The organism is Paenibacillus sp. FSL H3-0310, assembly GCF_038002785.1.
Taxonomy (GTDB): domain Bacteria; phylum Bacillota; class Bacilli; order Paenibacillales; family Paenibacillaceae; genus Paenibacillus_AQ; species Paenibacillus_AQ odorifer.
Genome location: NZ_JBBODC010000001.1, coordinates 2,642,858 through 2,669,239, shown reverse-complemented (window position 1 = coordinate 2,669,239; position 26,382 = coordinate 2,642,858). Strand labels below are relative to the sequence as shown.

25 protein-coding genes and 1 pseudogene are annotated in these 26,382 nt (G+C 41.7%); 20 read left to right on the top strand and 6 right to left on the bottom strand.

Going from position 1 to position 26,382, the window contains the following annotated elements; translation table 11 throughout:
* The first annotated feature begins 10 nt into the window (after window positions 1–10).
* The 6 genes from MHH63_RS12155 to MHH63_RS12130 all read left to right on the top strand — a co-directional run bounded on the left by MHH63_RS12155 (window position 11) and on the right by MHH63_RS12130 (window position 6,981).
* The gene (locus tag MHH63_RS12155) at window positions 11–898 is read left to right on the top strand and encodes an NUDIX domain-containing protein (protein ID WP_076190258.1); all 888 of its coding nucleotides are present in this window, start codon (window positions 11–13) and stop codon (window positions 896–898) included.
* Between the two features lie 2 nt (window positions 899–900).
* Window positions 901–1,452, top strand: a complete 552-nt coding sequence (locus MHH63_RS12150) for an NADAR family protein (RefSeq protein ID WP_076190257.1) — start codon at window positions 901–903, stop codon at window positions 1,450–1,452.
* 596 nt (window positions 1,453–2,048) lie between these two features.
* Window positions 2,049–4,004 (top strand): AraC family transcriptional regulator, encoded by a 1,956-nt coding sequence (locus tag MHH63_RS12145; RefSeq protein WP_076126581.1) that lies wholly within the window; start codon window positions 2,049–2,051, stop codon window positions 4,002–4,004.
* A 74-nt stretch (window positions 4,005–4,078) separates the two neighbouring features.
* Window positions 4,079–5,104, top strand: coding sequence for a FecCD family ABC transporter permease (locus MHH63_RS12140; RefSeq protein WP_076126583.1), 1,026 nt, complete (start codon window positions 4,079–4,081; stop codon window positions 5,102–5,104).
* Entirely contained in the window at window positions 5,101–6,114 is a 1,014-nt protein-coding gene (locus MHH63_RS12135) for a FecCD family ABC transporter permease (protein ID WP_076126585.1), read from the top strand. The genes MHH63_RS12140 and MHH63_RS12135 overlap by 4 nt, the downstream gene beginning before the upstream one ends.
* Before the next feature lie 9 nt (window positions 6,115–6,123).
* Window positions 6,124–6,981 (top strand): ABC transporter ATP-binding protein, encoded by an 858-nt coding sequence (locus tag MHH63_RS12130; protein ID WP_076126587.1) that lies wholly within the window; start codon window positions 6,124–6,126, stop codon window positions 6,979–6,981.
* A gap of 545 nt (window positions 6,982–7,526) precedes the next feature.
* On the opposite strand, the gene MHH63_RS12125 is transcribed toward MHH63_RS12130, so the two are convergent.
* Window positions 7,527–8,438 carry a helix-turn-helix transcriptional regulator gene (locus MHH63_RS12125; protein ID WP_076126589.1) on the bottom strand — a complete coding sequence of 304 codons (912 nt, stop codon included), beginning with the start codon at window positions 8,436–8,438 and terminating at the stop codon, window positions 7,527–7,529.
* A gap of 99 nt (window positions 8,439–8,537) precedes the next feature.
* Here MHH63_RS12125 and MHH63_RS12120 point away from each other — a divergent pair, with 99 nt between their 5' ends.
* The 3 genes from MHH63_RS12120 to MHH63_RS12110 all read left to right on the top strand — a co-directional run bounded on the left by MHH63_RS12120 (window position 8,538) and on the right by MHH63_RS12110 (window position 10,460).
* The gene (locus MHH63_RS12120) at window positions 8,538–9,479 is read left to right on the top strand and encodes an alpha/beta fold hydrolase (RefSeq protein ID WP_341171579.1); all 942 of its coding nucleotides are present in this window, start codon (window positions 8,538–8,540) and stop codon (window positions 9,477–9,479) included.
* On the top strand, window positions 9,455–10,045 hold the full coding sequence (locus tag MHH63_RS12115) for a YdeI/OmpD-associated family protein (RefSeq protein ID WP_256715941.1): 591 nt from the start codon (window positions 9,455–9,457) through the stop codon (window positions 10,043–10,045). Before MHH63_RS12120 ends, MHH63_RS12115 begins: the two co-directional genes overlap by 25 nt.
* Window positions 10,046–10,271: 226 nt before the next feature.
* The gene (locus MHH63_RS12110; protein WP_341171578.1) at window positions 10,272–10,460 is read left to right on the top strand and encodes an alpha/beta fold hydrolase; all 189 of its coding nucleotides are present in this window, start codon (window positions 10,272–10,274) and stop codon (window positions 10,458–10,460) included.
* A gap of 20 nt (window positions 10,461–10,480) precedes the next feature.
* On the opposite strand, the gene MHH63_RS12105 is transcribed toward MHH63_RS12110, so the two are convergent.
* The gene (locus MHH63_RS12105; RefSeq protein WP_076126593.1) at window positions 10,481–10,816 is read right to left on the bottom strand and encodes a hypothetical protein; all 336 of its coding nucleotides are present in this window, start codon (window positions 10,814–10,816) and stop codon (window positions 10,481–10,483) included.
* A gap of 328 nt (window positions 10,817–11,144) precedes the next feature.
* On the opposite strand from MHH63_RS12105, the gene MHH63_RS12100 reads away from it, so the two are divergent.
* The gene (locus MHH63_RS12100) at window positions 11,145–12,638 is read left to right on the top strand and encodes an SMI1/KNR4 family protein (RefSeq protein WP_341171577.1); all 1,494 of its coding nucleotides are present in this window, start codon (window positions 11,145–11,147) and stop codon (window positions 12,636–12,638) included.
* Window positions 12,639–13,004: 366 nt separating this feature from the next.
* Window positions 13,005–14,483, top strand: a pseudogene (locus MHH63_RS12095) (serine hydrolase domain-containing protein).
* Between the two features lie 209 nt (window positions 14,484–14,692).
* On the opposite strand, the gene MHH63_RS12090 reads toward MHH63_RS12095, so the two are convergent.
* From MHH63_RS12090 to MHH63_RS12075, 4 genes are all read right to left on the bottom strand, one after another.
* Entirely contained in the window at window positions 14,693–15,043 is a 351-nt protein-coding gene (locus tag MHH63_RS12090) for a hypothetical protein (RefSeq protein ID WP_036677002.1), read from the bottom strand.
* A complete protein-coding gene (locus MHH63_RS12085) occupies window positions 15,033–15,272 on the bottom strand; it encodes a helix-turn-helix transcriptional regulator (RefSeq protein WP_036677000.1) in 240 nt (79 codons plus the stop codon). The genes MHH63_RS12090 and MHH63_RS12085 overlap by 11 nt, the downstream gene beginning before the upstream one ends.
* A gap of 269 nt (window positions 15,273–15,541) precedes the next feature.
* Window positions 15,542–15,787, bottom strand: a complete 246-nt coding sequence (locus MHH63_RS12080) for a hypothetical protein (RefSeq protein ID WP_341171576.1) — start codon at window positions 15,785–15,787, stop codon at window positions 15,542–15,544.
* A 407-nt stretch (window positions 15,788–16,194) separates the two neighbouring features.
* Window positions 16,195–17,118, bottom strand: a complete 924-nt coding sequence (locus MHH63_RS12075; protein WP_340393688.1) for a ketopantoate reductase family protein — start codon at window positions 17,116–17,118, stop codon at window positions 16,195–16,197.
* 148 nt (window positions 17,119–17,266) lie between these two features.
* On the opposite strand from MHH63_RS12075, the gene MHH63_RS12070 reads away from it, so the two are divergent.
* The 9 genes from MHH63_RS12070 to MHH63_RS12030 all read left to right on the top strand — a co-directional run bounded on the left by MHH63_RS12070 (window position 17,267) and on the right by MHH63_RS12030 (window position 26,378).
* Entirely contained in the window at window positions 17,267–17,818 is a 552-nt protein-coding gene (locus MHH63_RS12070) for a TetR/AcrR family transcriptional regulator (RefSeq protein WP_340391784.1), read from the top strand.
* A 408-nt stretch (window positions 17,819–18,226) separates the two neighbouring features.
* A complete protein-coding gene (locus tag MHH63_RS12065; protein WP_076106729.1) occupies window positions 18,227–18,460 on the top strand; it encodes a transcriptional regulator in 234 nt (77 codons plus the stop codon).
* A gap of 276 nt (window positions 18,461–18,736) precedes the next feature.
* Entirely contained in the window at window positions 18,737–20,236 is a 1,500-nt protein-coding gene (locus MHH63_RS12060) for an alpha/beta hydrolase family protein (RefSeq protein ID WP_341171575.1), read from the top strand.
* Between the two features lie 525 nt (window positions 20,237–20,761).
* Window positions 20,762–21,340, top strand: coding sequence for a TetR/AcrR family transcriptional regulator (locus tag MHH63_RS12055; protein WP_076133021.1), 579 nt, complete (start codon window positions 20,762–20,764; stop codon window positions 21,338–21,340).
* Window positions 21,341–21,501: 161 nt separating this feature from the next.
* On the top strand, window positions 21,502–22,200 hold the full coding sequence (locus MHH63_RS12050) for an SDR family oxidoreductase (RefSeq protein ID WP_341171574.1): 699 nt from the start codon (window positions 21,502–21,504) through the stop codon (window positions 22,198–22,200).
* 43 nt (window positions 22,201–22,243) lie between these two features.
* Window positions 22,244–23,326 carry an alkene reductase gene (locus MHH63_RS12045; RefSeq protein ID WP_076184865.1) on the top strand — a complete coding sequence of 361 codons (1,083 nt, stop codon included), beginning with the start codon at window positions 22,244–22,246 and terminating at the stop codon, window positions 23,324–23,326.
* Window positions 23,327–23,485: 159 nt separating this feature from the next.
* Window positions 23,486–23,827 carry an alcohol dehydrogenase catalytic domain-containing protein gene (locus tag MHH63_RS12040; protein WP_341171573.1) on the top strand — a complete coding sequence of 114 codons (342 nt, stop codon included), beginning with the start codon at window positions 23,486–23,488 and terminating at the stop codon, window positions 23,825–23,827.
* Window positions 23,828–24,220: 393 nt separating this feature from the next.
* Entirely contained in the window at window positions 24,221–25,189 is a 969-nt protein-coding gene (locus MHH63_RS12035) for a LacI family DNA-binding transcriptional regulator (RefSeq protein ID WP_076184863.1), read from the top strand.
* Between the two features lie 271 nt (window positions 25,190–25,460).
* Window positions 25,461–26,378 carry an ABC transporter permease gene (locus tag MHH63_RS12030; protein WP_175617341.1) on the top strand — a complete coding sequence of 306 codons (918 nt, stop codon included), beginning with the start codon at window positions 25,461–25,463 and terminating at the stop codon, window positions 26,376–26,378.
* Window positions 26,379–26,382 lie beyond the last annotated feature (4 nt).

Here is a 26,382-nt window from a genome sequence, read left to right as displayed (position 1 = left end):
GCATACCTACTTGGATTTGTTGGATAAGGATGGACTTACGGAATCTGAATTTTTGAAGCAATACAAGGCAGGCGATTACGAGCGTCCTTCAGTGACAACGGATATGGTTATCTTCACTGTGACGGAAGAAGAGGCTGACAGTTATCGCAAACTACCGGAAAAAGAGCTACGCGTCCTATTAATTCGCCGGGGGGCTCACCCCTTCCTGGGCAAATGGGCGCTACCTGGCGGTTTTGTCCGACCGAATGAGACGACTGAGCAGGCAGCAGTAAGGGAACTATGCGAGGAAACTGGCGTAGAAGACGTTTATCTGGAGCAGTTGTATACGTTCAGTGATATCGGGCGCGACCCACGAACCTGGGTAATAAGCTGCAGCTATATGGCTCTGATCAATAGCGACAAGTTGGAGCTTAAGGCAGGAGATGATGCAGCAGACGCCGCCTGGTTCAAGGTATCCTATCGGCCGCTGCGGGAGCAAAAAGAACTGATTGTGGACGGATACATCAAGACGCTGGAGTACGAACTCAAACTAAGCAGTGAAAAAGAAGAACTTTCGGCAGTCGTGGCGAGGACTATGACAGCGAAGACTACATCGACTGGCACGGATTATGAGATCGTATCGAATGACGGATTGGCCTTCGACCATGCGAAGATCATAGCATGCGCTATTGATCGGTTACGGGGAAAAGTGAATTACACCGATATTGCACTGCACTTGATGCCGAAGCTTTTTACCTTGACGGAACTGCAGCAGGTTTATGAGGTAATTATGGATAAAGAGCTGTTGAAGGCGGCTTTCCGGCGTAAAGTAGCCGATCTTGTAGTGGAGACCGATCATTATACCGAAAATGCGGGGCATAGACCATCCCGCTTATATCGGAGAAATTTGGAGGGTTAACGATGATTTACAATATCGATGATTTAAGAAAAGCATATAACGAGGGAAAAAAGTTCAAATTCGTGTTTTTTTGGGGACATACACCGCCTAAGGACGGGAGCGTTGATAAAAGCTGCTTCAGCCAATGGTGGATGTGCCCGTTCACGGTAGAGGGAACGCAGTACTCATGCGCCGAGCAGTTTATGATGGCCGAGAAGGCAAGGTTGTTCGGCGATGACGAAATGCTGGAGTCCATCCTTAAAGCTAAGCATCCAAAGGAGATGAAGGCTTTTGGACGTGCGGTCCAAAACTTTGACAAAGATATTTGGGATAAGGAATGTTACAGCATCGTCAAAAGAGCCAGCTTGGCCAAATTTTCGCAGAATCCGAAGCTTAACGATTATCTTAACTCGACGAAGAACCGCATCCTCGTCGAGGCTAGCCCGCGGGACCGTATTTGGGGGATCGGCATGGGCCAGTCCAATCCGGATGCGGAGAATCCCATGAAATGGCGGGGCAGAAATCTGCTGGGGTTCGCACTGACGGAAGCGCGGGACGAGTTGCTGCGGAGTTAGATTTATACAAGATTAAATTAATGGACTTGAGGAAATCAATGACAGGATGAGGGATAACCGTGAAATATACCGATTATATCTGCCTGAAAACAGGAAGATACCAATCAGTAGGAAAGTTTGGCGATAATATTTATGCATATGAGGTCCTTACGGGGGTAACCGACTCCCCGGAGTACCATCAAATTTCTAAGGCGGAATTCGATTCTTTTGAAACTTGGAGCCAAGAGTACATTTCGGATCTTAAAAAAATGTATGAAATCATTAACCGCCCCGTTATCTGCAGCGGCTACTTAGGGAGAGCGGAACTAAATCTTTCACTGCTTCGGAATATTTAGCTGTAAATAATATCTTCTACTGAGATTATAGAAACAATTCTTCGCTCAGAGGACAAGAACATAGTCTCACTGGATGCCGCGCTGTCCGCGGCTTTTTTTATCGGTACAAGTTCTTGTCTTTTGTTTAGGGCAAGAACTTGTCCCCAATGTCACTTAATGATGATATACTTACCTCATTAATTATGATATTGATAATCAATATCAATTGAATTGATAGGTGATATATAAATTGCAAAAGGTGAGATGAAGGAGCGCAGATAGATGCAAGACGAAGCAGCAGCAAGTCAGGTATTTACACCGGAGATGATCGATACGATGGCCCACATTTGGACACGTTCGATCATTACATTAATAGATGTACGTTTTCAGAATGTAGCGTCCCAATACCCGTTGGAGCAGTATAAAATGCCTAGTAGCATGTTTATCTATGCATGTGGAGGAGAAGCACAAATTCAACTGAATGAAACCACATTTGGAATGGAACGCTTTGGTTTAGTTCACGGAGGGAAGGGGAGCCTGCTCAGTATTTCGCCTAAAGGGGAGAATGTGAAGACCTTTATGGTATTTTATAAAGCAGAATTACCTCTTTTTTTCAAGAGGCACCTGCAGCAATTACTCGAGGAAGTAAATCCATTTGTTCAACAGTATGGTTATACACCAAGTAATCCTATCTTGCTACTCGATTGGTTTCAACAGATGATGAATGGCTGGAACCGCGGCAAAGCGATGGATCAGCTGCAGGCCAAAAGTTTTCTATATCAATTGATACATGGGGTGTACAGAGATTTTGAGAGTGGTGAAATTCGGTATCTCCAGCCAGATCCAGCCTGTTCTGCCAAGATATATCTCGATAAACATTACATGCAGCCGATTATGTTCCAAGAAATTGCTGATATGTTTGGGATCAGTGGCGGGCAATTGACGCGGCTGTTCAAAAAAAAGGAAGGCATGAGCTTACAGGAGTACCTCATTCAGAGAAGGATTGAAGCTGCCTGCCATGACTTGAAACATACAGAAGCAACCATTAAAGAGATCGCAACAGGATCTGGTTTTGCAGATGAGAAAAATTTGTTTCGGATGTTTAAGAAGTATTACAAGATGACGCCAAGTGATTATCGGAAAATAAACGCACTATCTATGCAGGTTGATGGTATTGATAATGATTCTCATTTTCTTTACTATGAGAGGGAACTAGCGGGTCTAGTCCAGTCTTATAGAGAAGGGGAATCAACCATGTTTGGAAAAGTAAGAAGTAAAGAAATGATCTTGGCGGCGACGATGAGCTTGATGCTGTTATTGTCGGCATGTGCGTCGGGAACGCCATCGAATAACGGGGGAACGGTGAATTCAAACCCTGCGCAGACACAACAGACGACACAACCGGAAGCTTCAGAAGCAGTCTCGCAGACGAGAACGATATCCACAGTAAAGGGTGACGTTAAGGTACCGAACAACCCTCAGCGTGTTGTAGTCGATTATTTGGTTGGTGATGTGGTGGCCCTCGGTGTAACTCCTTTAGGGGTGGCGAGAGCGGCAAGGGACGGGAAAGAGGCTGTTTTTGCTAACCAGATTACAGACTCTATTAAAATAGCTATGGAGCCGGAAGATGTCATGACTCTTGAGCCTGATCTGATCATTTTAGCATGGGGCGATGAAAATTATGAAGATTTATCCAAAATTGCCCCGACAATTTATGTCCCTTATGGTGATATGACTACAGAAGAGCGGATACATTTTATTGGTGATGTTTTGAACAAGCAGGAAGAGGCTAAGGCTGTTCTGAGTGCTTATGCCGGAAAAATAGAAGAAGCGAAGCTAGCCCTTCAGAATGCAGGTCTTTCAGACGTGACGATTACTATGGGGGAATTCAGTGATAAAAGTAACTACATCGCTGGAGCCAAGCATGCGGTTGGCGAGCTTGTTTATAATGGACTTAAAATGAAGGCACCTTCAAAAGTTCAAACTGATATTATTGACACAGATAAATATTGGGGAGATATCTCTATGGAGGTCTTGGCTGCTTACATAGGGGATTATCTAATCGCTATAGGAGATACGGAAGTCCCTACTGATAATGCGGTTTGGAAATCGCTACCTGCTGTGCAACATAATCGGATCATATCGGTGGGTACATCGCTATCTTGGTCCACGGATATAATGACTTCCAGTGCATTGATTGATCATATTGTAAATCAATTGCTGGCTATGGCTAGATAAGGATTTTGACGAGGTAAAAAGAAGTACTCCAATTTGTAAATATGACTATCAGTAGGTAAGGAAAGGAAAGCGTAATGAAAAACAAGCCTGAACAAAAACGCCGTGGGGCGGTGAATTTCACCATGTACATGGTGGTAGGGCTTGGATTAACGGTTCTCATGTCGGCGGCGTCGATTAGCTTCGGCGCCGCCGACATGAGGTTAGCGACTGCATGGGAGGCTATTTTCCGATTTGATCCAACGCTCACTGAGCATCAAATTATACAAACCCTACGTCTTCCGCGTACCGTAGCCGATCTGATCGTCGGATGCAGCCTTGCGGTATGTGGGGCTATTATGCAGGGAACGACGCGAAATCCGCTGGCTGACTCCGGGCTGATGGGCATCAGCTCTGGTGCAGCATTCGCGATTGCTCTTTGCCTGGCCTTTCTGCCGGGTTATTCGTATGGGCATATGATGCTGTTTGCTTGTCTGGGAGCAGCACTCGCGACCGGGATCACTTACTTCATCGCGTCACTGGGCAAGCGCGGGATGACGCCTCAGCGGCTGGTACTGGCAGGACTGTCCATCTCTATGCTATTTGGCGCACTCAGTCAGTATTTAGCGATCAATTATAATCTGGGTCGAGCATTAGCATTCTGGACGGCAGGCAGTACAGCGGGGGTTAAGTGGGGGGAATTGCTGATCATCTCACCGCTATTTGTTGGTGGTGTACTGCTGGCGCTGGCGCTATCTCCTTCTGTTACACTGCTCAGTTTGGGGGATGATGTGGCAAGTGGACTCGGTATTCGTAGCGGACTGGTCAAAGGTTTATCGACGATTATCGTGCTCGTGCTGACTGGATTGGCTGTTGTCTTAGTTGGTCCGATCGGGTTTGTTGGTCTGATTACCCCACATATTGTGCGATACATGGTCGGTGTCGACTATCGTTACATTATTCCGGCAGTTGCACTATATGGTGCGTTGCTGACCGTGTCGGCCGATCTGGCTGGCCGCTTGATCAATAAGCCGTTCGAAACACCGATTGGTATTATATTTTCTATCATTGGTGTGCCGTACTTTCTCTTCCTGGCTCGCAAGCAAAGGAGGGAATCTGAATGATCAAGCAGCGTTATACGGTGCAAAGGGGCATTATCGTCAATATAGTGCTTATGGTGCTCATCCTTATGTTTGCTGTCATTAGCATGAATTCTGGCAAAATGAATCTTTCACCGCTAGAAGTGCTGAATGTTCTCCTCGGAAACGGTACAGATAAGCAAAATCTGATCGTGTTCGATTTTCGCCTGCCACGAATCACACTGTCGATCTTGGTAGGTCTGGGAATGGGAGCGGCTGGGGTCGTGATGCAGAGTTTGCTGCGTAATGACATGGCTAGTCCAGGGACGCTGGGGATTAGTTCGGGATCGGGTTTGTTTGTCCTGTTCTTCGTCGTATTCATCGCATCGACAGGAAAGGGCTCCTTTATTGCCCTACCACTACTGGCCTTTGTTGGCGGATTATTGGCGGCGGGATTGATCTTCTTATTATCGTATCGCCGTGGGCGAGATATTTCGCCAATCGGTTTGATCTTAACCGGGGTCGCACTCGGAAGCGGGTATGAAGCGCTGACCACCTTCCTGACTCTCAAGCTGAATGATTCGCAGATGGATTTCATGCTGCATTGGCTGGCGGGAAGCTTATGGGGCGCTGATTGGCGTTATATTTCCGTACTGGCACCATGGGTCTTGATTTTACTCGGCTATATTTTCTACAAGTCTCGCATACTCAACACCCTCCATCTGGGCAATCAGACGGCAGAAGGGCTGGGTCTTGCCGTGAAGCGGCAGTTTTTGGGGTTGTCGGTCGCTGCGGTTGCTTTATCCTCTGGCAGTGTGGCCGTGGGCGGAAGCTTCTTTTTCGTTGGCTTGATCGCTCCGCATGTGGCAAGAAAACTGGTCGGGCCCGATCATAAATTGCTCGTTCCGGCTGCCAGCCTGACCGGAGGATTAGTCGTGGTGCTGGCTGACACGATTACGCGCACGGTTAGCTTGGGGGGAGATGTGCCGACGGGAATCGTCATTACGGTCATCAGTGTTCCGTACTTTCTTTATTTACTATCGAAGGCCAATTAGGAGGACGTCATGGAAAGTATTACAGCGCAACAAATCGATATTGCCTATAATGACACACTTATCGTACAAGAACTGGACTTGCAGATTCCGCGTGGACAGATTACCTCGATTATCGGTCCCAATGGATGCGGCAAATCAACCGTACTAAAGGCAGTTGGTCGGCTGCTCAAGACGAATAATGGTACGGTTTATCTGAATGGTGCCGATATCCGCACGCTGTCCACCAAGGAAGTGGCCAAGCAGATGGCGATTCTGCCGCAGACGCCGACCGCCCCAAGCGGTTTGACGGTCGGTCAATTAGTCGCCTATGGGCGTTTTCCACATCAACGGGGCTTCGGCAAACTCTCCAAAGAGGATAAGCAAGTAGTAGCCTGGGCCCTATCGGTTACACAGCTTACAGCGTTTGAGCATCGTGAGGTCGATACGCTATCTGGCGGTCAGCGTCAGCGCGTATGGATTGCGATGGCGCTCGCCCAGCAAACCGATCTGATCCTGCTGGATGAACCCACCACCTATCTGGACCTGGCGCATCAGCTTGAAGTGCTGGAACTGCTCTATGAACTAAATCGCAGTCAACAGGTGACGATTGTGATGGTGCTGCATGACCTGAATCTGGCAGCACGCTTCTCCGACTATATGGTAGCGATTCGTGAGGGTCAGGTGGTGGAGCATGGTTCGCCAGAGCGTGTAATGACGGTACGGACGCTGCGTGAGGTATTTGCCATTGATGCCGAGATTATGCTGGAACCACGAACAGGGCGACCGGTGTATGTGACGTACGAGCTCTTGCGTGATAATCGTAGAGAACAAGGTGTGGATCAAGGATTCCCAAAAGCTAAGGAACAGAAGGAGGCGATTGCCACTTGAAAACCGCATGGCGTGTCCTGCGTGCCCACGGAAATACTGGTGCAGTTAGGCATTGGATTTGCCGGTGTCATGATAGCCACGATTCAACGAGTATAGCCTTTGGTGTAGCTTCCACAAGCAACTAACTCCATGAAAGTGGGCTAAGGCTTGTTGCAGAGGGGAGAGATAATAATAAATAACAACATATCCTAAATTCAAAGCCGCAGGTAACTAGCTTGCGGGCTTTTTTTATTATTCGGAGCACTAGATTACGTGATTAATTTGAGAGAACCAGTATATATAACTCTAAATGAAGCAAGGAGGACTATTGAAGGTATCAGAGGAATGCGCAACAAGCAGATTGCCCGGAAACTGCAGATGGGGACCGCAACACAGCAGTTGAGAAGATTAGCTGGTTCAGACTCAGGCGCACAATCACAATAGAATCTAAACGTGGCTGAAATCTTGGAACAGATGTATCCCACGGTGAAGACAAATCGGGCTGAACCGTACCATAAATAGGGTGAAAAGTTGAGTTGAAGGTTGAAGCTTTAATGCTAAATATATCAGGAATAGTTCTCCATCATTTGATATAAATAATTTCGAAAGTCTTCAACATAGGTTTTGGGCTCTACAACTTTTAGATGAGTGCCGAAGCTTGCTAAAAGTTGAAATCCCATACGATTTTGTGGGACATAAATGGTTGCTAATAAAAATCCAGAATTATGGTCTTCAATACTTCTTCGACCATACCTTTCGATGATTTGATCTTTTATGCTAGGCGATATCCAGGCCTTAATCGTGACGAATTCAGGTAGATAATTTGCTTCGTGTACTTGCTCTGACCAATCGTCTCTAGGATGAAACGCGCGTTCATCCATAGTAATATGATCGATCCGAGATAACTTGAAAGTTCGATATCCCTGTCGATGTAAACAGAATCCTTTCAAGTACCAACTCGATTCGCTAAAATGCAGCTCATAGGGCTCGACCATTCTATTCGTTACAGCCCCGTCCTTATCTGTATAATCAAACGAAACCAGCCTCTTTTTTGAAATGGATTCTTGATATGTCTTTAAGGTTTCAAGAATCTCGGACCGACCTTCCCAATCATAAAACGACAGTTGAATGGAACGATTTAGAGACAATGGACTAACCATTGCCTCTATTTTTTTTATCGTTCTTTCAACTTCTTCAGTACGGAGGATTTGTTCCAATCCGCCGAGCGCAGTTAATATATTCTGTAAATCGGAGCTGCTTAAAAGGCGTTTATCAACCTTGTATTCATCCATTATGCCGTAGCCCCCTTTGACCCCATTGACAGAGTAGATCGGGATGTTCGATAAGCTCAATGTTTCCATATCGCGAAGGATCGTTCTTTTGGAGACATTGAATAGTTGTGAGAATTCCGTTGTAGAAACAACCTCTTTTTTCAGCAATATCATGATAATCGAAATGAGTCTCTCCACTTTGTCCATAATTGCCCTCTTTTTTTACATGATTTCAGAAAGGTGACACCTAGATGTCACCTTTTATTCATTATACTACAAGTATCACAAGAAGGAGGTTTTAATTCAATGTTTAATCCAACCGATTTTCCCAAGCCCACCCTTATTTCAGCCAACGGTGTGGAACTCGAAGTGTTTGAATCAGGCCGAGAAAACGCAGGAAAACCTATTGTACTCTGCCACGGCTGGCCAGAGCATGCCTTTTCTTGGCGCCATCAGATGGACGCACTTGCCGCAGCGGGCTACCATGTCATCGTCCCCAACCAGCGGGGTTACGGCAACTCATCCCGTCCGACCGAAGTAACAGACTATGACATTGAACACTTGTCGGGTGATCTCATCGCGCTTCTCGATCACTATGGATACGAGGACGCTACCTTTGTCGGTCATGACTGGGGTGCATTCGTCGTTTGGGGACTGACCTTGTTGCATCCAAACCGCGTCAATAAAGTGATAAATCTGAGCTTGCCTTACCAAGAGCGCGGAGAAAAACCCTGGATCGAGTTCATGGAAGAAATACTTGGCGGCGATTTCTATTTCGTCCACTTCAATCGACAGCCAGGCGTCGCGGACGCCGTATTCGAAGACAATACATACAGGTTCCTTCGCAACCTGTACCGGAAGAACGAGCCTCTCAGAGCACCTGAGCCAGGTATGGCGTTGATCAATCTCGCCAGAGCAGAAACACCGCTCGGTGAGCCCGTATTGAGCGAAAGCGAGCTGGCCGTTTACGTCTCCGCTTTTGAAACATCAGGGTTCACGGGCAGCATAAATTGGTACAGGAACCTTGACCGCAACTGGCGCTTATTGGCGAAAGTGAACCCAATCATCCAGCAGCCGACCCTCATGATCTACGGCGACCGGGATGTGGTTGCGAAGTCTGAAAACCTGACAAAGTTCGTGCCCAATGTGGAAGTGGTCAATCTGGATTGCGGTCATTGGATCCAGGAAGAAAAGCCGGAAGAAACAAACCAAGCGATTTTAAAATGGCTGGAACAATGGGAGATGTAGTTTTTTTCAACAACCAAGAAGAGTTTAACGATTGGTTAGAAGAACATCATGCTGAAGCTAGTGAAATTTGGGTGGGCTATTTTGGGATAAGTACAGGTCGTGCAAGCCTTACTTGGTCTGCATCAGTAGATGCCGCTCTTTGTTTTGGGTGGATTGACGGTATACGAAAAACCATTGATAAACAAAGCTATAAGATTCGCTTTACTCCGCGCAAAGTAAATAGTGTATGGAGTGCTGTGAACGTAAAGAAGGTAAAAGCACTAATACAGTTTGGAAAGATGAGACCAGAAGGAATGCACGTCTTTAACAACAGAACCGATGCACAAGGCTATTCCTCTGAACAAAGAAACGTGGAACTTGCCAAAGAATATGAAGAACAAATCAAGGCAAATCAAACAGCCTGGCTATTCTTCACTAATTTATCACCATCCTATAAAAGAGATTCAATCTGGTGGGTAATGAGCGCCAAGAAAGAGGAAACACGATTAAGAAGGCTTGGAATATTGATCGCTTCATCTGAAGAAGGGCTAAAATTTCAACATTACAAAAAATATATTACAGAATAAGGAAATATAAATAACAAAAGAATGGTTAAAAGGATTTTTGGTACTGCATAAATCTGGGTCTATTGTTTCCCTGATCTATAGGAGAGAGGAGCTACTGTATTTCTCAATCAATTAGGGTTTAATTCTCATCAAAAGTCAGAACGTTTTAAATGCGAGGCATAAATCAAATCGCTAAATGAAGAAGGGATGAAACAGCTCATCCAAAATCGCAACCCCCTTCATTTTCATGGTACAGCCGACCCTCATGATCTATGGTGACCGGGATACGGTCCAGAGGTCTGAAAACCTGACAAAGTTCGTGTCTAATGCAGAAGTGGTCAATCTGGATTGCGGTCATTGGATCCAGCAAGAAAAGCCGGAAGAAACAAACCAAGCGATTTTGAGATGGCTGGAAGAGCAGAATGATGCTGAATAGAGTCGCTTAGCAAGCAAAACTTAGAAAAACAATAAGGACACCCAAACAGGCAAGGTCATTAAGTTAAGCTCAAAGGTAAGAACGGGAATAAAAATGGAATTCAAAACGGCATGGGAAAGCCCCGTGCCGATCGCTGTCAATACGAGTCCTGAATGAACTTCATTAACAATCTCTTGAATTTCAAGTACTGTCCATGGAGATGTCTCGTCCACGCTCAATGCATAATCAACATAGGTTAAGTTCGACGGAGTAACACCTGTTACTCCAGTAGTGTCAAATATTGAGTGGTCAGGCGCATCGCCAGCTTGCTGAACGTAGTAAGCATTAATCGTACCCAACGCGGCTTGTGGAGACAATGGTGCAGGTGTTTGTGTAGGTGTCTGCGTTCTATAGATGTTACGCTGAACCGTACCATTAAATAGGGTGAAAATTAGTTGTGAATGAAGTTTATATAGAGATAAAATTAACCCCTAAGATGACTCTTAGTTTTTTTCATATGACTTAATACAACAATATTTACAAATTCATGATACGATATTGCTAAATCGGGAAATAGATGCTCCATATGTAAGATAGAATTAATTATTTATGGAACTGTTGAAGATGAATCATAACAAAATGATTGATGATCAACCAAGAATGTTTACTGAAACTATTATGACTCTGTAGAATGGGGGCCACTATATGTCATTAGCTAATAAAAAAGAAGAGTGTTTACTTATCGAGACATTAAAATCGCATATACCTAATGTAGAGGAATTACTGAATCCAGCAGTTGAGGAATCAGAAATAAATCTTTTCGAGAGCATGATGAACTGCAAATTTCCAGAAGATTTCAGAAAGTTATACATGAATTCTAATGGAGAAGGAGAGCAGATTTTTGGCGTTATGGCTGGTCTTGGTTGGATGAACATTGAATCGATAGTAAGTAACTGGAAGTCCCTTTTGGAATCAGCTTACGATATTATATCCAGCAAATCAGATGTAATAAAAGACGGGAACTACAGAGAAGGCTGGATTCCTTTTGCTGAAGATGGTGGTGGCTCATTTTTGGCAATAGATTTAGACCCCGGAGAAAAGGGCGTTTATGGGCAAATTATCACGATAGATCATAATTCTCATTTTTCCTATGTTATTGCAGAAAGTTTGGGACATTTCTTTGAATTTATCGATTCGAGTCTCAGAAATAGTAGTATTGGTATTCGTGAAGAAGAAGATGTAATCATATTATCCCGTGAAAGTGGAAGTTTGTTAGATGATATTTTGGCTTTGACTAATTTGAATATCGAAGAGAACAGCCTTATCCCTGTAAGCGGATTTTGGGAAGAGTATTTTAAAGACGATGTTGAAAGTGGTTTTGTATCTTCAAAAACATTGAAAAAAAAGAGAATGGTATTTATTAGAGCTGATCAAGCTCAAAAATACGGAGCAATATCTTTGGATATTTTAACCCATATGGTTAATCTTAAAGAACTTATTATACATGCGGATGAAATTACTAATTTTGATGTACTTCAACGCTTGGCCTCTTTAGCAGAACTTGTGATAGGATCAGAAGCTTTTAAAGAGTCTGATTTGAAGTACTTAGTTTCTTTAGATGGGTTAAGGAAGCTAACATTAATAGGACTTCCATTAAAAGATATACATACACTGAAAGATATAAAGAAATTAAAGAGTTTGAGATTATGTAGAATGAACTCAATTGATAGGGGATTAATAGGAACTATAAAAAATTTGAAGAAACTAAGTTTAGAAGAAATGGAGGTTGGCGACCTGCTTTATATTTCAAACCTTAGTAAGTTAATAAAACTAGAGCTCAAACAAGTGACAATACCACATTTATCATTCTTAAAAGCTTTAAAAAATCTAACGGTTTTTGAGACAGATAGCTGTGCAATAGATGAATCACATATAGAGGTTATAGGAGAATTGAAGAAATTAAAGCAGTTCACTTATCCGGTTGGAGATTTAACAATACTCAAAAATTGTATGAGTCTAAAGCAGATTGGAGTAGATGCATCAAGACTTAAAGGTTTGGAGGAAATTTCAGACTGTAATATAGTCGATATAACTATATTTCATGCAACATCGAAAGAGAACGCGAAGTCCGTAGTCGCGGAGTTTAATAAATACTTTAAACTTCAGTCATATGGATGGCAAGTAACATGGAAAGATTAATGAAGCTTGCCTACACTGAGCTTTATCATTATAGGGTGAAATTTTTATAAAAGAAAGGAGACTAGCCATTTTGGTTAGTCTCCTTTCTTTTTGCCGTTAGACCAACGCTGATACCTAATAAAATAGTAATGATGAAGCAGAAAAATTGTAGACATAAGATTTAAACCATTGACCTTTCCGCTAAGCAATCAGAGGGGCCTTTTTTGCGAAACAAGAAATAATATACATGGGTCTGTGAAGTTTACAATTGTAATCTAATTATTGAACGTCTAGCATTAAGTATATTGGAGCGACGCATTAGGCGGATAAGGCGTACTACAGGTTGTTTATATTATCCTCGCATAATTTACTCGAAATGGAGAGCTTATGAAAAAGACTATTGTTTGTGTAATAGCGATACTTATCGTATTCTCAGGATTCGCAACACAAAGTTATGCGTCGTTGTCAGATACGCAATCTGTGGCAATACAGACGTTGTTGGATGATGCCAGTCGTATATCAGGTGTGCCGGGAATGTCAATCTCGATACTAGCTGATGATGAAATTTTCTACTTTTCTTCCGGGTATGCAGACCGTGAAAGTGGGTTGTCTGCAAGTGAGAACACACTATATGAACTGGCCTCGGTCAGTAAAGCCTTTACCGGTATGGGTATTCTGCTGTTGGAGGAACAAGGGCTGCTGTCAATGACTGACACTGTCCAAAAATATTTACCTTGGTTTACGTTAAAGTATCAAGGAAAACCTGTTGATATGCAAAGCCTTACACTCAATAACTTTCTTCACCATACTAGCGGCCTAACAAATGGTAAGCATTCTCAAAATATTCCACAAGGCAATACACCAGATTTGCTGCAAAAGACTGTGGAAATGCTGGTAGATGTTGAGTTGGCGTTCCCTCCCAGTGAACAGTACAACTATGGGACCGTTAATTATGACGTATTGGGTTTGGTTATTGAGATTGTGTCGGGACAAAGCTATGAAGACTTTATGAGGGAACAGGTATTTCAGCCGTTAGGTCTTCACCAGACGTATGTTTATAAAGAAGATGCTCAAGCCACCGGACAGTTGGCACAGGGCTACCGTTCTTCCTTTTTTATGACAACTCCATATAACGCGCCGGATTTTTCCGGGAATAAACCCGCAGGCTACATCATTTCTTGTACAAAAGATATGGCGCGTTGGATGGGCATACAGATGGGTATTGTGAAGGACATACCCGAAATATTCCATACGGTTATCGAAAAATCACATCAGGGTGATATGTCTGTTCCGGCTGTCAACGAAATGTATTATGCGGCGGGCTGGACGGTAAACGCCAACCAAACGATTATAGAGCACCCAGGGGGAAATCCCAATTTTGGAACCGAAGTGGTCATACTGCCAAATGAACGAACAGCCCTGTGCTTGCTGACCAACGGCGCAAATATCAATAGAAGCATGGTACTAAAAGTTAAAGAGATATTAGACGGCAATCTAAGGTAGTCATATGAAATAAGCGGCACACAGCTTTTGGACATCATTTTATCGTCTACCACAATTATTTTTTGCCTATTGGCCGTTCTGTTCTTTCTCTTAGGATTACGCAGAAGAAAAATGAATGGGCGGCAGCCAATGACTAAAAAGCGAATAATCGTAACAGCTATTTTGCTGATTGCTACGATTGCCCTGTGTATAATGTGCTGTGCATTAGATTGGCCAACGATACTTATTTGGCAACCATATAGTGTTCTTACAGCCTTGATTTCTTCAGCATTATTAACAGCAAGCATTACATGGCTTGTATACAATCACCGATATAATAGTCTCATAAAAGGCGGGGCAGAGCGCGGTTTTTTTGATTTATGAATACATGTTCTTGTCGCGATCAAAGGACAAGAACATGTAACCATTGCCGCTAGAAGCAGAGGGGGGAAGGAACATAAAAGGATATTTTTGATTTTAGCAATTTATTTTACAACCCGATTGCACCTATTGAACTTCCATACCACTTAGTTAGCATATTTATCAACATTGTCTAATCCCCATCCTTAGCTGGTCCTCGCTCTGACCCTTCCTTACGACAAATCCTTTTTATACTGGATGGCCATGTAAATTCCACCAGCTAAAAACGCTAGCGCATATTTGAACAAGAAAAAGATGTTCCACATATACTCTTTAGGAAAAATCATGTCACATAGAATAATTGTCAACAGCATAAAGTAACTGCTTTTCAAAAAGATTTTATTTGTCCGTTCATCGTCTTGCCCAATCTTCTTATAAAATACATAGGTAAAAATCGCACTACCCATGAGCAGTAAAAAACCTACTCCAATGAGAATATTCCAATTTCCCGTAGATTGCTCAGCCCAGGACTTTAAAGGGTGGAAAATTGCGTTATGGATATCAGAAATAGACTTAATTTTCATTTTGATCATTTCCTTTCAAATAAGTAAAAACATCGTTAACATCAACATTAAAAAAATCGGCAATTCGAAAAGCCAATAGCAGAGTCGGCACATAATTCCCTTTTTCCATTACGAAAATGGTTTGTTTGGAAACCCCGACTTTCTCTGCTAATTCTTGCTGAGACATTCTGGCAAGTACACGATATTCATAAACCTTATTGGATATCGAATCACCGAAATCTTTCTTCATGACCATCACCTCTTGAATCAAATTATAAACTGATTTTTAACAAATGTAAAGTATACTTATACTTCGTTACATAATACATTTATGTTTACCTGGACTACTTTTATTTAACAAAAGCCAGAATGCAGAAAAAACCTGACGAAATTCATGATTCCGCCTGGTTCACATATCGATCTAATGTAATTTATGTTTTTTGTGGTGCAAATCGATGAATGATTGCCACGATCGTGCAAGAACAATTCACAGTCAATAGCAGACGGATGGCCATCGGATTACTTAACGGATCTGGGATGGACGAAATCCATGCCTTTTAGCACACCAGGCAACAAACAGAGCAAGAAGGTATTGATAGGCATCACGATATCCACCCCTTGCTTCCCCGCAGCCTGAGCAAGTGCTGTCTGCAACAATGTTGCCGCACCACCGAATGTCAGCCCCCACAGCGCAACAGAAATGAAGATAATAGTACCATGCTCACTCCAAAGTCCTAGTACAAGAGATATCAGAGCAAATCCCAATCACCCAGATTCCCACCAGTGCCATAATTCCAAAAACAAGCAGAACCTGGCCAAGATAGGGTTCAAGCCCCATATCATCTAGGAAAGGAGAGATATAGGTGTACAAAATATTATGAGCCAGCATCCAGGCAAGAACCACAACCAAGATAGGAATCACCCCAGGTGTGAGTAAAACTTTGAATACTGAAATGCGTTTATCAGCCGACTGTCCCGGATAATAAAGCAGCGACAGGAAAAGACTTGATTAAAAAGTCTTAGACTGCCGCTGTTCAATTATCATTTCCCGTTAGTTTATTCAAGGATGCTACGAAAAAACTATATATTTAGATTTTCATATTCAGATTAATGCCTGATTGAAGGATTTAATGAAAATAAATAAAAAAATACCATACTATTTTAACAAAAAATTACTGAACATGTATTTCCGATTTGATATCATGTTGACTTAAAAATTTCATTAAATCATTACTTAGCTGCACAATCTCATTGTTAGCATTATTCGCATAATCCGGCAACATCATATCCCTAACCATCTTAGTTCGTAGCCATGTCATAAAGAAAAGATCCAAAAATAAGTTTGGAAATTTAAGCACCATTTTAAGCATTGGAGGATCAATTGAAACGCCAGCTTTTTGTATTGCCCTTAGATACGCTTTTAAAGTGACTGTTATTTTGCGTGCCGTCTTTCTGTTTCTGGCTGTTTTTTCGTCAATGATCTTATTCTCAGAATGCAAAAAACTCAACATGGCAATGTCTGATACGGAATGTGAGATTAGATACGCTTGCATATCCTTTTTAATAACGTAGGGAAGCTTTGCAGTTTTAAATAATTTTGCGAGGTTTTCTATACGTTCTGTCACTGCACCATTAATTTCTCCAAATGCAGTTGCCGCTATAAACTTTGGTAGAAATCGCGCATGTAATACTCCATCTTTAATCTGTCCTCCGAAGCCGGGAAAAGCTGGTAGAAGTCTATCCCCTACGATATCCAGCCACGAAGAAAATCCAATTGAATTACTAATCATCGTAACTATATTTTTGCTTTGATTATCTTTTAGCGCTAACAATGCTGATTCGGACCTATCATAACGAACAGTAACGAAAATAAAATCGTATACATCGTCATTTTCGAGCGTATCCATGACATTCACTTGTATCGATCTAACTGTACCTTTTTCTATATACTGCAGGCCATTTTCTCTTAATGATGTATATCTATTCGAATGTGCAAACAGGCTAACGTCATACCCTGCTTCAATAAGCTTTATTGCGTACATGCTCCCGATGACACCTGCACCAAAAATTAAAATTCTATCTTGTTTTCCCGACATATAAACCACCTCTACTTATTAATATTCCCTTTTTATTATCCGACAACATGTTGTATGATGTGATTATAAATCTTCATTATTCCTTGATCAACCATCAGTTTTTTATGATTTGTCGGATGATATTCTTTTTCACTAGTAGGAGGGACACATGAAAAAGCAACCCCAAATAACGGAGAAAACGAGACAAAAATTTGTAGAAGTTTTTTGTGAGCTATATAGCCAAAAGCCGATTGAGAAAATTTCGATTCAGGAAATTTCGAATAAGTCAGGATATAACCGCAGCACCTTTTATCAATACTTTACTGACATTTACGAATTGTTAGACTCTGTTGAAAATGACTTATTGAATGACATGAAAAAAGAATTGGCGAATAAAGAGCTATCGAAGGATACGGTTCAAGATACGCTCAATTGTCTGGACAAAAAAGAACATCTCCTGGTTCTCAACGCCCTTTTGGGTGATTATGGAAGTGCCCGTTTTTTAAAACGCTTAAAAAAAGAAATCGCTTTGGATCAATTAGAATTAGACGTTCCTCAAAACCAATCCTTAACGCCATACTTCATTGAGTTTTACCTGACAACTGCTCTTTCTTTGTTTCGTCTTTGGCTCCAGCGTCAAAAGGATTTATCGTCAGAAGAATTTTTCAAGTTAGTGGAGAACCTATATTCAAGAGGGATTACGCCCTATTTTAAAGAATGAGTCTGTCATTCAAACCAAATCCATATGTTCTATAACAATAAAAAAGCGCGCAAAAGCTTGTTTACACAATATACTCCATAAAAACTGACCTAACTTACTCTTAAGGTGGACGATGTTATAGACCACGAGATGGGGCGTTATTGCTTATATATGTACGGAGTGAGAGATATGAACATCATTAATCAATATAGCAATGAGGATTTAGCAGATTTTCTACACAGTGCTATTATGCATCATTAATCTCAATTGTGAACAGGAAAATTGGGCTGAAAATAGGAAAACCACAGATTGAACTAACGGGAAACATGGGGAACTTCATCGTTATAGGACCCTTTATGAAGTATATTCATGCTGGCAATGGACAACGCTTAAGGTTAAGTATTATCTTATGCGGGAGGTCATCACTTCTTGAAATTTGAACTAGGACGTTGCTTACTGAATGAACGATTGATGGAATCCGGGAAGTCTGCGGAATGGCTGGCAAAAGACTTGCTTTTTAAACCGGAACGAGTTTACGACTTTATTGAAAACAAAAGAGTGATGCCACTCAAAATTGCCATATCGATCGCCGATTCCATCGGTTGTGATGTTCGTGCCTTGTATGAATTAATTCCGAATGATAATGAAGTAAAGGGAGATTAATGGAATAAGTGGTAGGTTGCATTAAGACTACGAATGTGATCTATTAAGCTAAGATAATGGGAAACGATAGCTCAATCAAAATAAAAAGGCAGCCGGTCAAATGATCGGCTGCCTTTTTATTAAGCTAATAAGCAGTTTACAGAAACGAAACTGATACATTTTGGATTCAGAAACCGTCTTTATACTGAAGCAGCAAAAGGAGGGGGGGGGGTTAGGCTAGCTAGGTAGGAATGATTGGAACAAATGAAAATGAATTTTTTTTAAAGGAGACTTGAGATGAGATTGTTTGAATTATTGCTATATTTGTCAAACATCAGTTTATTTGTATTAACAGTTGTATTAAAAAAAGGTCAGCGTATTATTCCAGTATTCGTTGCAAGCGGGATCGCCGCAGTTTTGCTGGTCATTCATTGGACGGTAGAAGGATACAGAGTTCAGCTGTTTTTCCCATATTGCATAACGGTCATTTTTTTAGCCATTTCAGGTTATAGTTATTTTAAAAAAAGCAGTTTCCAAAAAATCCCTCGATTCCTATTGGGTTCAGCTTATACCGCTATAGCGATCATGCTGGTCGGAACAGCTGTTCTCATGTATGCTTTTCCTGTATTTAAACTCCCTGAACTGACAGGGGAATTTAAGGTAGGAACGCAAACGTTTCATTTTGTGGATACCAATAGAGAAGAGATTTTTGATAAAGCAAGAGAGGGTAAAAGAGAATTGATGGTTCAGGTATGGTATCCGACTCAAGCTGGTAGTGGCAAGCGAACTGCTTTTATTCCCGATACGCGGATTTTAAGTTATATGGCCGCAAACTATGGTCTTCCCGGGTTTACTTTTCAACACCTGAAGTACGTATCCAGTTATGCATATTCGGTGGCGGAAATCTCTACGGCACAGACTTCATACCCACTGATCCTTGGGAATCCCGGCAACGGCTCTTCTAGATTCCTCCACACTTCGCAAGCCGAATATCTCGCGAGCCACGGATATATCGTGGCAATGATCGACCACACCTACAACACATTTGCAACCGAGTTTCCGGACGGTCGAATCACGACCAGCACAACCAACAACTTATTCTCGCCTGACCATAATTATCGGACGGAAAGCAGAAATCGCGACAAGTTAGGGAAAGTTTTAACCGACGATGTGGTGTTTGTGCTGGACCAATTCGAGCTTATCCAATCGGGGCAGATTCCAAGTCATCTAAAAGGCTGGATTGATCTCGACCATGTCGGGGTGTTCGGTCATTCTATCGGCGGAGCAACGGCTTATGACGCTTCTTACGATCCGCGAATCGCGGTTGGCATAGATCTGGATGGAGGGCTTTATCGTCTGCGTGAAAGAGAGGGACTGCGAAAGCCGTTTTTGTTCCTCAACTCGGAAAGCTATTTCGAAAAATTAAAAATGGTGATGGATAACCGGGTCTACACGGATGCAGAAATTAACCGTATGGGCTCAACCAGAGAGTGGGAGGATCAAGTAACGGAAGATAAAAAGTTGGAGCTTGAACGGATGCGCAAAGCGGTCGACGAAGGGGGACAAGTCCTCTATATCGAAAATACGGAGCATTTGAATTTTACCGACGTACAGTTCATTTCTCCGATTTTCAAAATGCTGGGCATTACAGGAAAGATTGAGCCCGATAGAGCGGACTCTGTTACCAATACCTATATGCTGAATTTCTTCGATATGTATCTGAAAAATCAAGACGGAATCTTAATGAAAGGACCAGATAGCCGCTTTCCGGAGGTGAAGTTCGTAACCTCGCTATAAATTACCGAGCAGGTTAATAAGATTGCAGTTCTTTTTGACTGAAGCAACATCATTACGCTTATGGGGAACGATCAATCCATACACGATCGCAGCCGTCTAGATGATCGGCTGTCTTTTTATTAAGCTAACGGCCACCCGTTAACTTTACCCTTTTAAGTACCGTAGCCGAAGTAGACAATCTTCTTGTCCACCGACATGTATATAACGAACTGTCCAAAGACACAAAAGTGCCAACATAAGCTACTCGACAAAAGCTTGTTAAATCAGGCTTTTCTTTTTTTTATGTAGGTACATTTGTGTCAAAAAAAATGCACAAATGTATCTACATTGTGGTTTATTGACTTAAAGTTACCTACATAGTCGCGCTATGATGGGGAAGGGATCCGTTCGGAGGTAAGTCACCACAGACCAGTCGGAAGGAGTGAAGAAGAAAGCTAAGAGAGCACATCGTTAACAGTGATTAGAAAATCTATTCTTTACCGATCGTTCTCAATATGTTACATTTACTATTAGGGAGGGAATCGAATGGCAAGAAGCAAAGAATTCGAAGAGAACGAAGTATTAGATAAGGCGATGAAGCTTTTTTGGGAACAGGGTTACGAGAAGACATCTTTGACAGATCTTGTAGAGCATATGGGAGTTCATCGAAGAAGTTTATATGACACATTTGGCGACAAGCATACGCTGTTTTTGAAAGCCATGGACCGTTTTCGCGATAAAGTGAATGCTGAGCTTTCAAGAGAAGTTAAACGTTCCAAGACTGCAACTGAGGCACTTCAGCTTATCTTTAGTTTCATAATAAATGGTGAAGAAGATTCGCCCTCAGGCTGTTTGATGGTGAATTCAGCGGTGGAATTAGCAATGCGCGATGCCAATGTGGATTTGAAGTCCATTGAATCGTTCACATTATCAGAGAAGCTGCTCAAAGATATTATTCTGTGGGGCCAGCAGGATGAAGAATTTAGCTTGGATTTCAATGCCGACGATCTAGCGGAACATCTGCATTCTGTTTTTGTGGGATTAAGGGTAATGACTAGGACCTCAGTGCCTAAAGAAAAATTACATCGAATAGCCGATTTATCAATTAAACTTTTATATAAGTAATTATTATTTAAATATAATTGCTTATGCATATTCTAGAATGATTGTTCTCATAACTGAGTCTTGTCTCGTTTAAAGATCTCTTTAAACGATCCTTCTTATATTTTTTTTAGAATGATCATTCCCATATAGTGAATAAACGATGAATAAAAGGAGTAACAAAAATGATAATTTCTGAACAAGTAGCATTTGTCACTGGAGCAAATCGAGGTTTTGGCCGCCATCTTACGCTGGAGCTTTTATCCAGAGGGGCTAAGGTTTATGGTGGTGCAAGAAATCCGGAAACCATTAACATTCCAGGCGTTATACCAGTAAAGCTTGATATTACCAACACTCAAGAAGTTGAAGCAGCTGTTATCCTCGCTAAGGACGTGACGCTTTTAATCAACAATGCAGGCTCAGCTACTGGCGCCACTTTGCTGGACGATAAGGTAGAAAAAATACATTTGGAGTTTGATACGCATTTCTTCGGTACGCTGTCCATGGTTCGTGCTTTTGCACCAATAATTGAAAAAAATGGGGGAGGATCTATTTTAAATGTTCTTTCCGCATTATCTTGGTTTAGTTCAGGAACTGTAGGTGCTTATTCAGCTGCAAAGGCTGCAGAGTGGGCATTGACGAACGATTTACGTTTAAATCTATATCCTCATAATATAAGAGTATCAGGATTACATGTGGGCTTTATGGATACAGACATGACAACCAGCTTAGAAGTCCCCAAAGCAAGCCCTGCAGATATCGCAAAAATAGCTATTAATGGCATAGAATCTGGCAGCTTTGAAATTATTGCTGATGATAACAGCCGAATGATACAAGGTGGACTTGCAGGTGGCGTTCCTGCACTGTACCCTCATCTTTCTTAATAACAATTTCATTTCTAATTTAATTCATAAAGGGGAATAATAAATGAACAAATTGTGGAGTAATACGAAAATTGGAAATATGGAATTACCTCATCGTTTAGCAATGGCACCTATGACACGTAGTAGAGCACAGAAGGACGGCACACCTGGAGAACTAAGCTCTCTTTACTATGCTCAGAGAGCATCAATGGGATTAATTATTAGTGAAGGTACACAACCATCTGATGATGGTCAAGGTTATTTAAATTCACCTGGCATCTATACTGAAAAGCAAATAGAAGGTTGGAAAAAGGTTACGGATGCGTTGCATGAAGCAGGTGGCTTTATGTATATACAATTAATGCATGTGGGCCGTATATCGCACCCCGACAATACTCCGCATCATCGACAAGCAGTTGCACCTTCTGCGATCGCACCTGGTGTAGAAATGTTTACTGCTAAAGGAATGCAGGAAATACCCGTCCCACGAGAGCTAAGTGAAGAAGATATTCAAAATACTATTGCAGACTTCCGAAGAGCAGCTGCAGCAGCTATTAAAGCAGGTGCTGATGGGGTTGAAATTCATGGAGCCAATGGTTATCTAATTAATCAATTTATTAGTGAAAATTCTAATAAACGAATCGATAAATACGGTGGATCTGTGGAGAACCGTGCTCGGTTTGCAATTGAAGTAACAAGAGCAGTCGTTGAAGAAATTGGAGCAGAAAGAACCGGTTTCCGTATTTCACCAGGAACACCTCTTGGTGGGATTGTTGAAGGCGCACAAGGACCAGAGGTTTATCGCCATCTTGTAAAAGAATTAGCTAATTATAATTTAGCATACCTCCATGTGATGCATTTAGGGAATGAAATACTGCTCCATGAAATTCGTTCAATTTGGACAAATCCATTATTGGTCAATCGAGTAGGGCGGGCACTTGAAGATATTAGTGTAGATATTGATAGTGGTACTGCTGATGTCGTACCAGTCGGTATCTGGTCTTTAGCTAATCCGGATTTTGTGGAACGACTAAAAAAAGGAACACCTTTAAATGAAGTTGATCCTAAAACATTATACTCTGGTAACGGAAGCTCAGGTTATACAGACTACCCTAGAATGGAAGAATTAAAAACTCAACATCAATAAGAATATGTGGAATCACAACTGGCGTACAACTGAAAATTGTACGCCATAAAATTTTCAAATGGAGAGGAAGCTGGTAGAACATGAGAGCTGCTCAAATACAATACTCAAAAGAAATTCATTTGGAAATAAACAATGTTAAGATACCGGAAATCGATAATCGTGAGGTACACATTAATTTTAAATGGCAGTATCCGAAGGATTACTGATTATGATTTCCCATTAACATTAGGTAATGAACTATCTGGTGTTATAGAAGCATGTGGTAAAGATGTTGTTAATTTTCAGGTTGGTAACCGAGTTTATACGAGGTTGCCGGTGAATAAAATAGGAGTTTTCGCTGAATATGTGGCGGTCAAAGATGAAGCTATATTTAAAATGCCTAAATATCGGATTAACTCGAACTTGTATCTCGAATATAAATTGACTGAATTAGAACAACATAAAAAATCCGTAGGCTATTACCTAATAGATATAGTACTTTTAATTGAAGAATTTTTTTGAAGATAGATTTTTTGTTATCATTATAGGGAGGATGACATCTATATTTATGTAGGTAACTTTTTGTCATTGTATGTCGGTGGACAACAACATAGTCCCATTAGAGCCCGCGCCAAGCGCGGGTTTTCTGTTTTAAGGGAGCAAGTTCTTGTCCTTTGCTCAGGACAAGAACTTGCTCCCATGCCGATAATGGACAAGAATATGGTACTATTGCCGATTTTATGTTCATCTAATTTTCTGATCTGATTTTTGCAGGCTATACCTTAGAACATCCATAGCAGTAAAAACAGATCTTTGTTACAAGCAGAAGAAAAGTTGAAACGTTTCCAAAATAAATATTGAAACGTTTCCATTTTGGTGATATTATAATTTCCATAGAGAGGTCGGGGGTGTTAAATGACAAGTATTAAAGATGTTGCAAACTTAGCAGGCGTTGCTGTAGGAACCGTGTCCAGAGTCATTAACAACTCTGGCGCTGTAAAACCCAAGACACGCAAAAAAGTGGAGGAAGCTATACAAGAACTGAATTACTTCCCTAATGAAGTGGCCAGGAATTTCAAGATGCAGAAATCTAAGATGGTGGCTCTACTACTTCCAAGTATCTGGAATCCATTCTTTTCTGAATTGGCTTATTACATTGAGGATGAGTTGGACCGGGAAGGCTTTAAGCTTATGTTATGTAATAGTGGAGGCAAGCCTGAAAAGGAGCTATATTATCTGGAAATGCTCCGGCAGAACAAAGTGGCTGGTATTGTTGGCATAACTTACAACGATATCGAGAATAATGTAAGCAACGACATTCCGATTGTAAGCATCGACAGGCACTTTAACAAGAAGATTACCTGTGTTACCTCAGATAATTTTGAGGGAGGACGTCTTGCTTTAAGAGAGCTGGTGAAAGCAGGAGCCAGGAAACCGGCTTTTATGGGGAGTGTCACTTCCGTTTTCAGCGAAACCATGAACCGCAGGCAAGGATTTATTCATGAAGCGGAGGCTTTAGGCATCGATTATGTGATCTACGAGAAGCCGGATCCAATAGTAGATGACAATGCCTATATTAACGAGTTCCTCAACGAACATGGCGATGTAGATGGTATCTTTGCCATTACCGATATGCTCGCTGCCAGCTATATTGACAAAGCACGCAGGAAGGGCATTCGTATACCAGAAGATGTGAAGGTCGTCGGTTATGATGGTATTCAGGATAATCCTTATTTTCATCCTATTCTATCAACAATCAGGCAACCGGTGGAAGAGATGGCACGCATGACAATTAGACTGCTCTATAACAAGATTGATGGCATTCCTTTAGATAAACAAGTTTATCGTATCCCCGTTAAATTCAAACAAGGTGAAACTACATGATCCCCTTTAATCGAAAAACTTCAGCTCATTCTGTGGAAGCACGTTACTAACTGATGTTTTTCACACTAAATTGGAAACGTTTCAAAAATAATTAAGATAGATCAGTTCTTATAAAAAGTTTTGGAAAACATGTGCACATCCGGGTGATTCTTGATAAAGATCTATCCAATGTTTTTTTCTAAATTTAAATTGGAAACGTTTCAAAAGTAATTAATTGTACACGAAAGGGAGAATACGCGTGAATTCAACAACTAACAGGGCGAATCATTCCATGATCAAACCAAAACGCAAACCATGGAGCAGGTTCAAACGCGACTACGAACTGTACCTGTTTTTACTGCCAATCATTATTCTTTACCTCGTATTTAAGTACTATCCGATGTATGGGGTGCAAATTGCATTTAAGGATTTCTCACCCAGCCAGGGGATCTGGGGAAGTGAATGGGTAGGATTTCAGCACTTTGTAGATTTCTTTAATTCCTATAACTTCTGGACAATCATCACAAACACGCTCTCACTCAGTTTTCTTTCGCTGTTATTTGGATTCCCGGCTCCAATCATTATCGCAATTATGCTGAATCAGATGCTGGGCAAGTCCTATAAGAAATTTGTACAGACTGTGATTTATGCGCCGCACTTTATCTCTACCGTAGTACTCGTTGGCATGCTTAATGTTTTTTTATCTCCAAACAGCGGAATCGTGAATCATATTATTACCTCGTTTGGCGGACAGCCTATTCTCTTCATGGCTGATGAGGGTTGGTTCCGTCCCTTGTATATCTTATCAGGAATCTGGCAGGAAACAGGCTTCGCCACGATTATCTATCTTGCTGCACTTGCGGGAGTCAATCCCGAGCTGCATGAAGCGGCCATTATGGATGGGGCGAGCAAATGGAAGCGTGTCTGGTATGTAGATATTCCCAGCATACTGCCGACGATCGTTATCTTGCTGATTCTCGCACTCGGCAACATTATGAGTATCGGTTTTGAAAAGGCTTTTTTGATGCAGAGTGATCTAAACTACGCCACCTCCAATATTATCCCTACCTATGTATATGAGATGGGGATTCAGAAAGCCCAATACAGCTTTTCTACGGCAGTCGGCCTATTCAACTCCCTTATTAATATTATCTTGATCTTCACCGTTAACCGGATCGCTAAAAAGATGACAGAGACCAGTCTGTGGTAAGGAG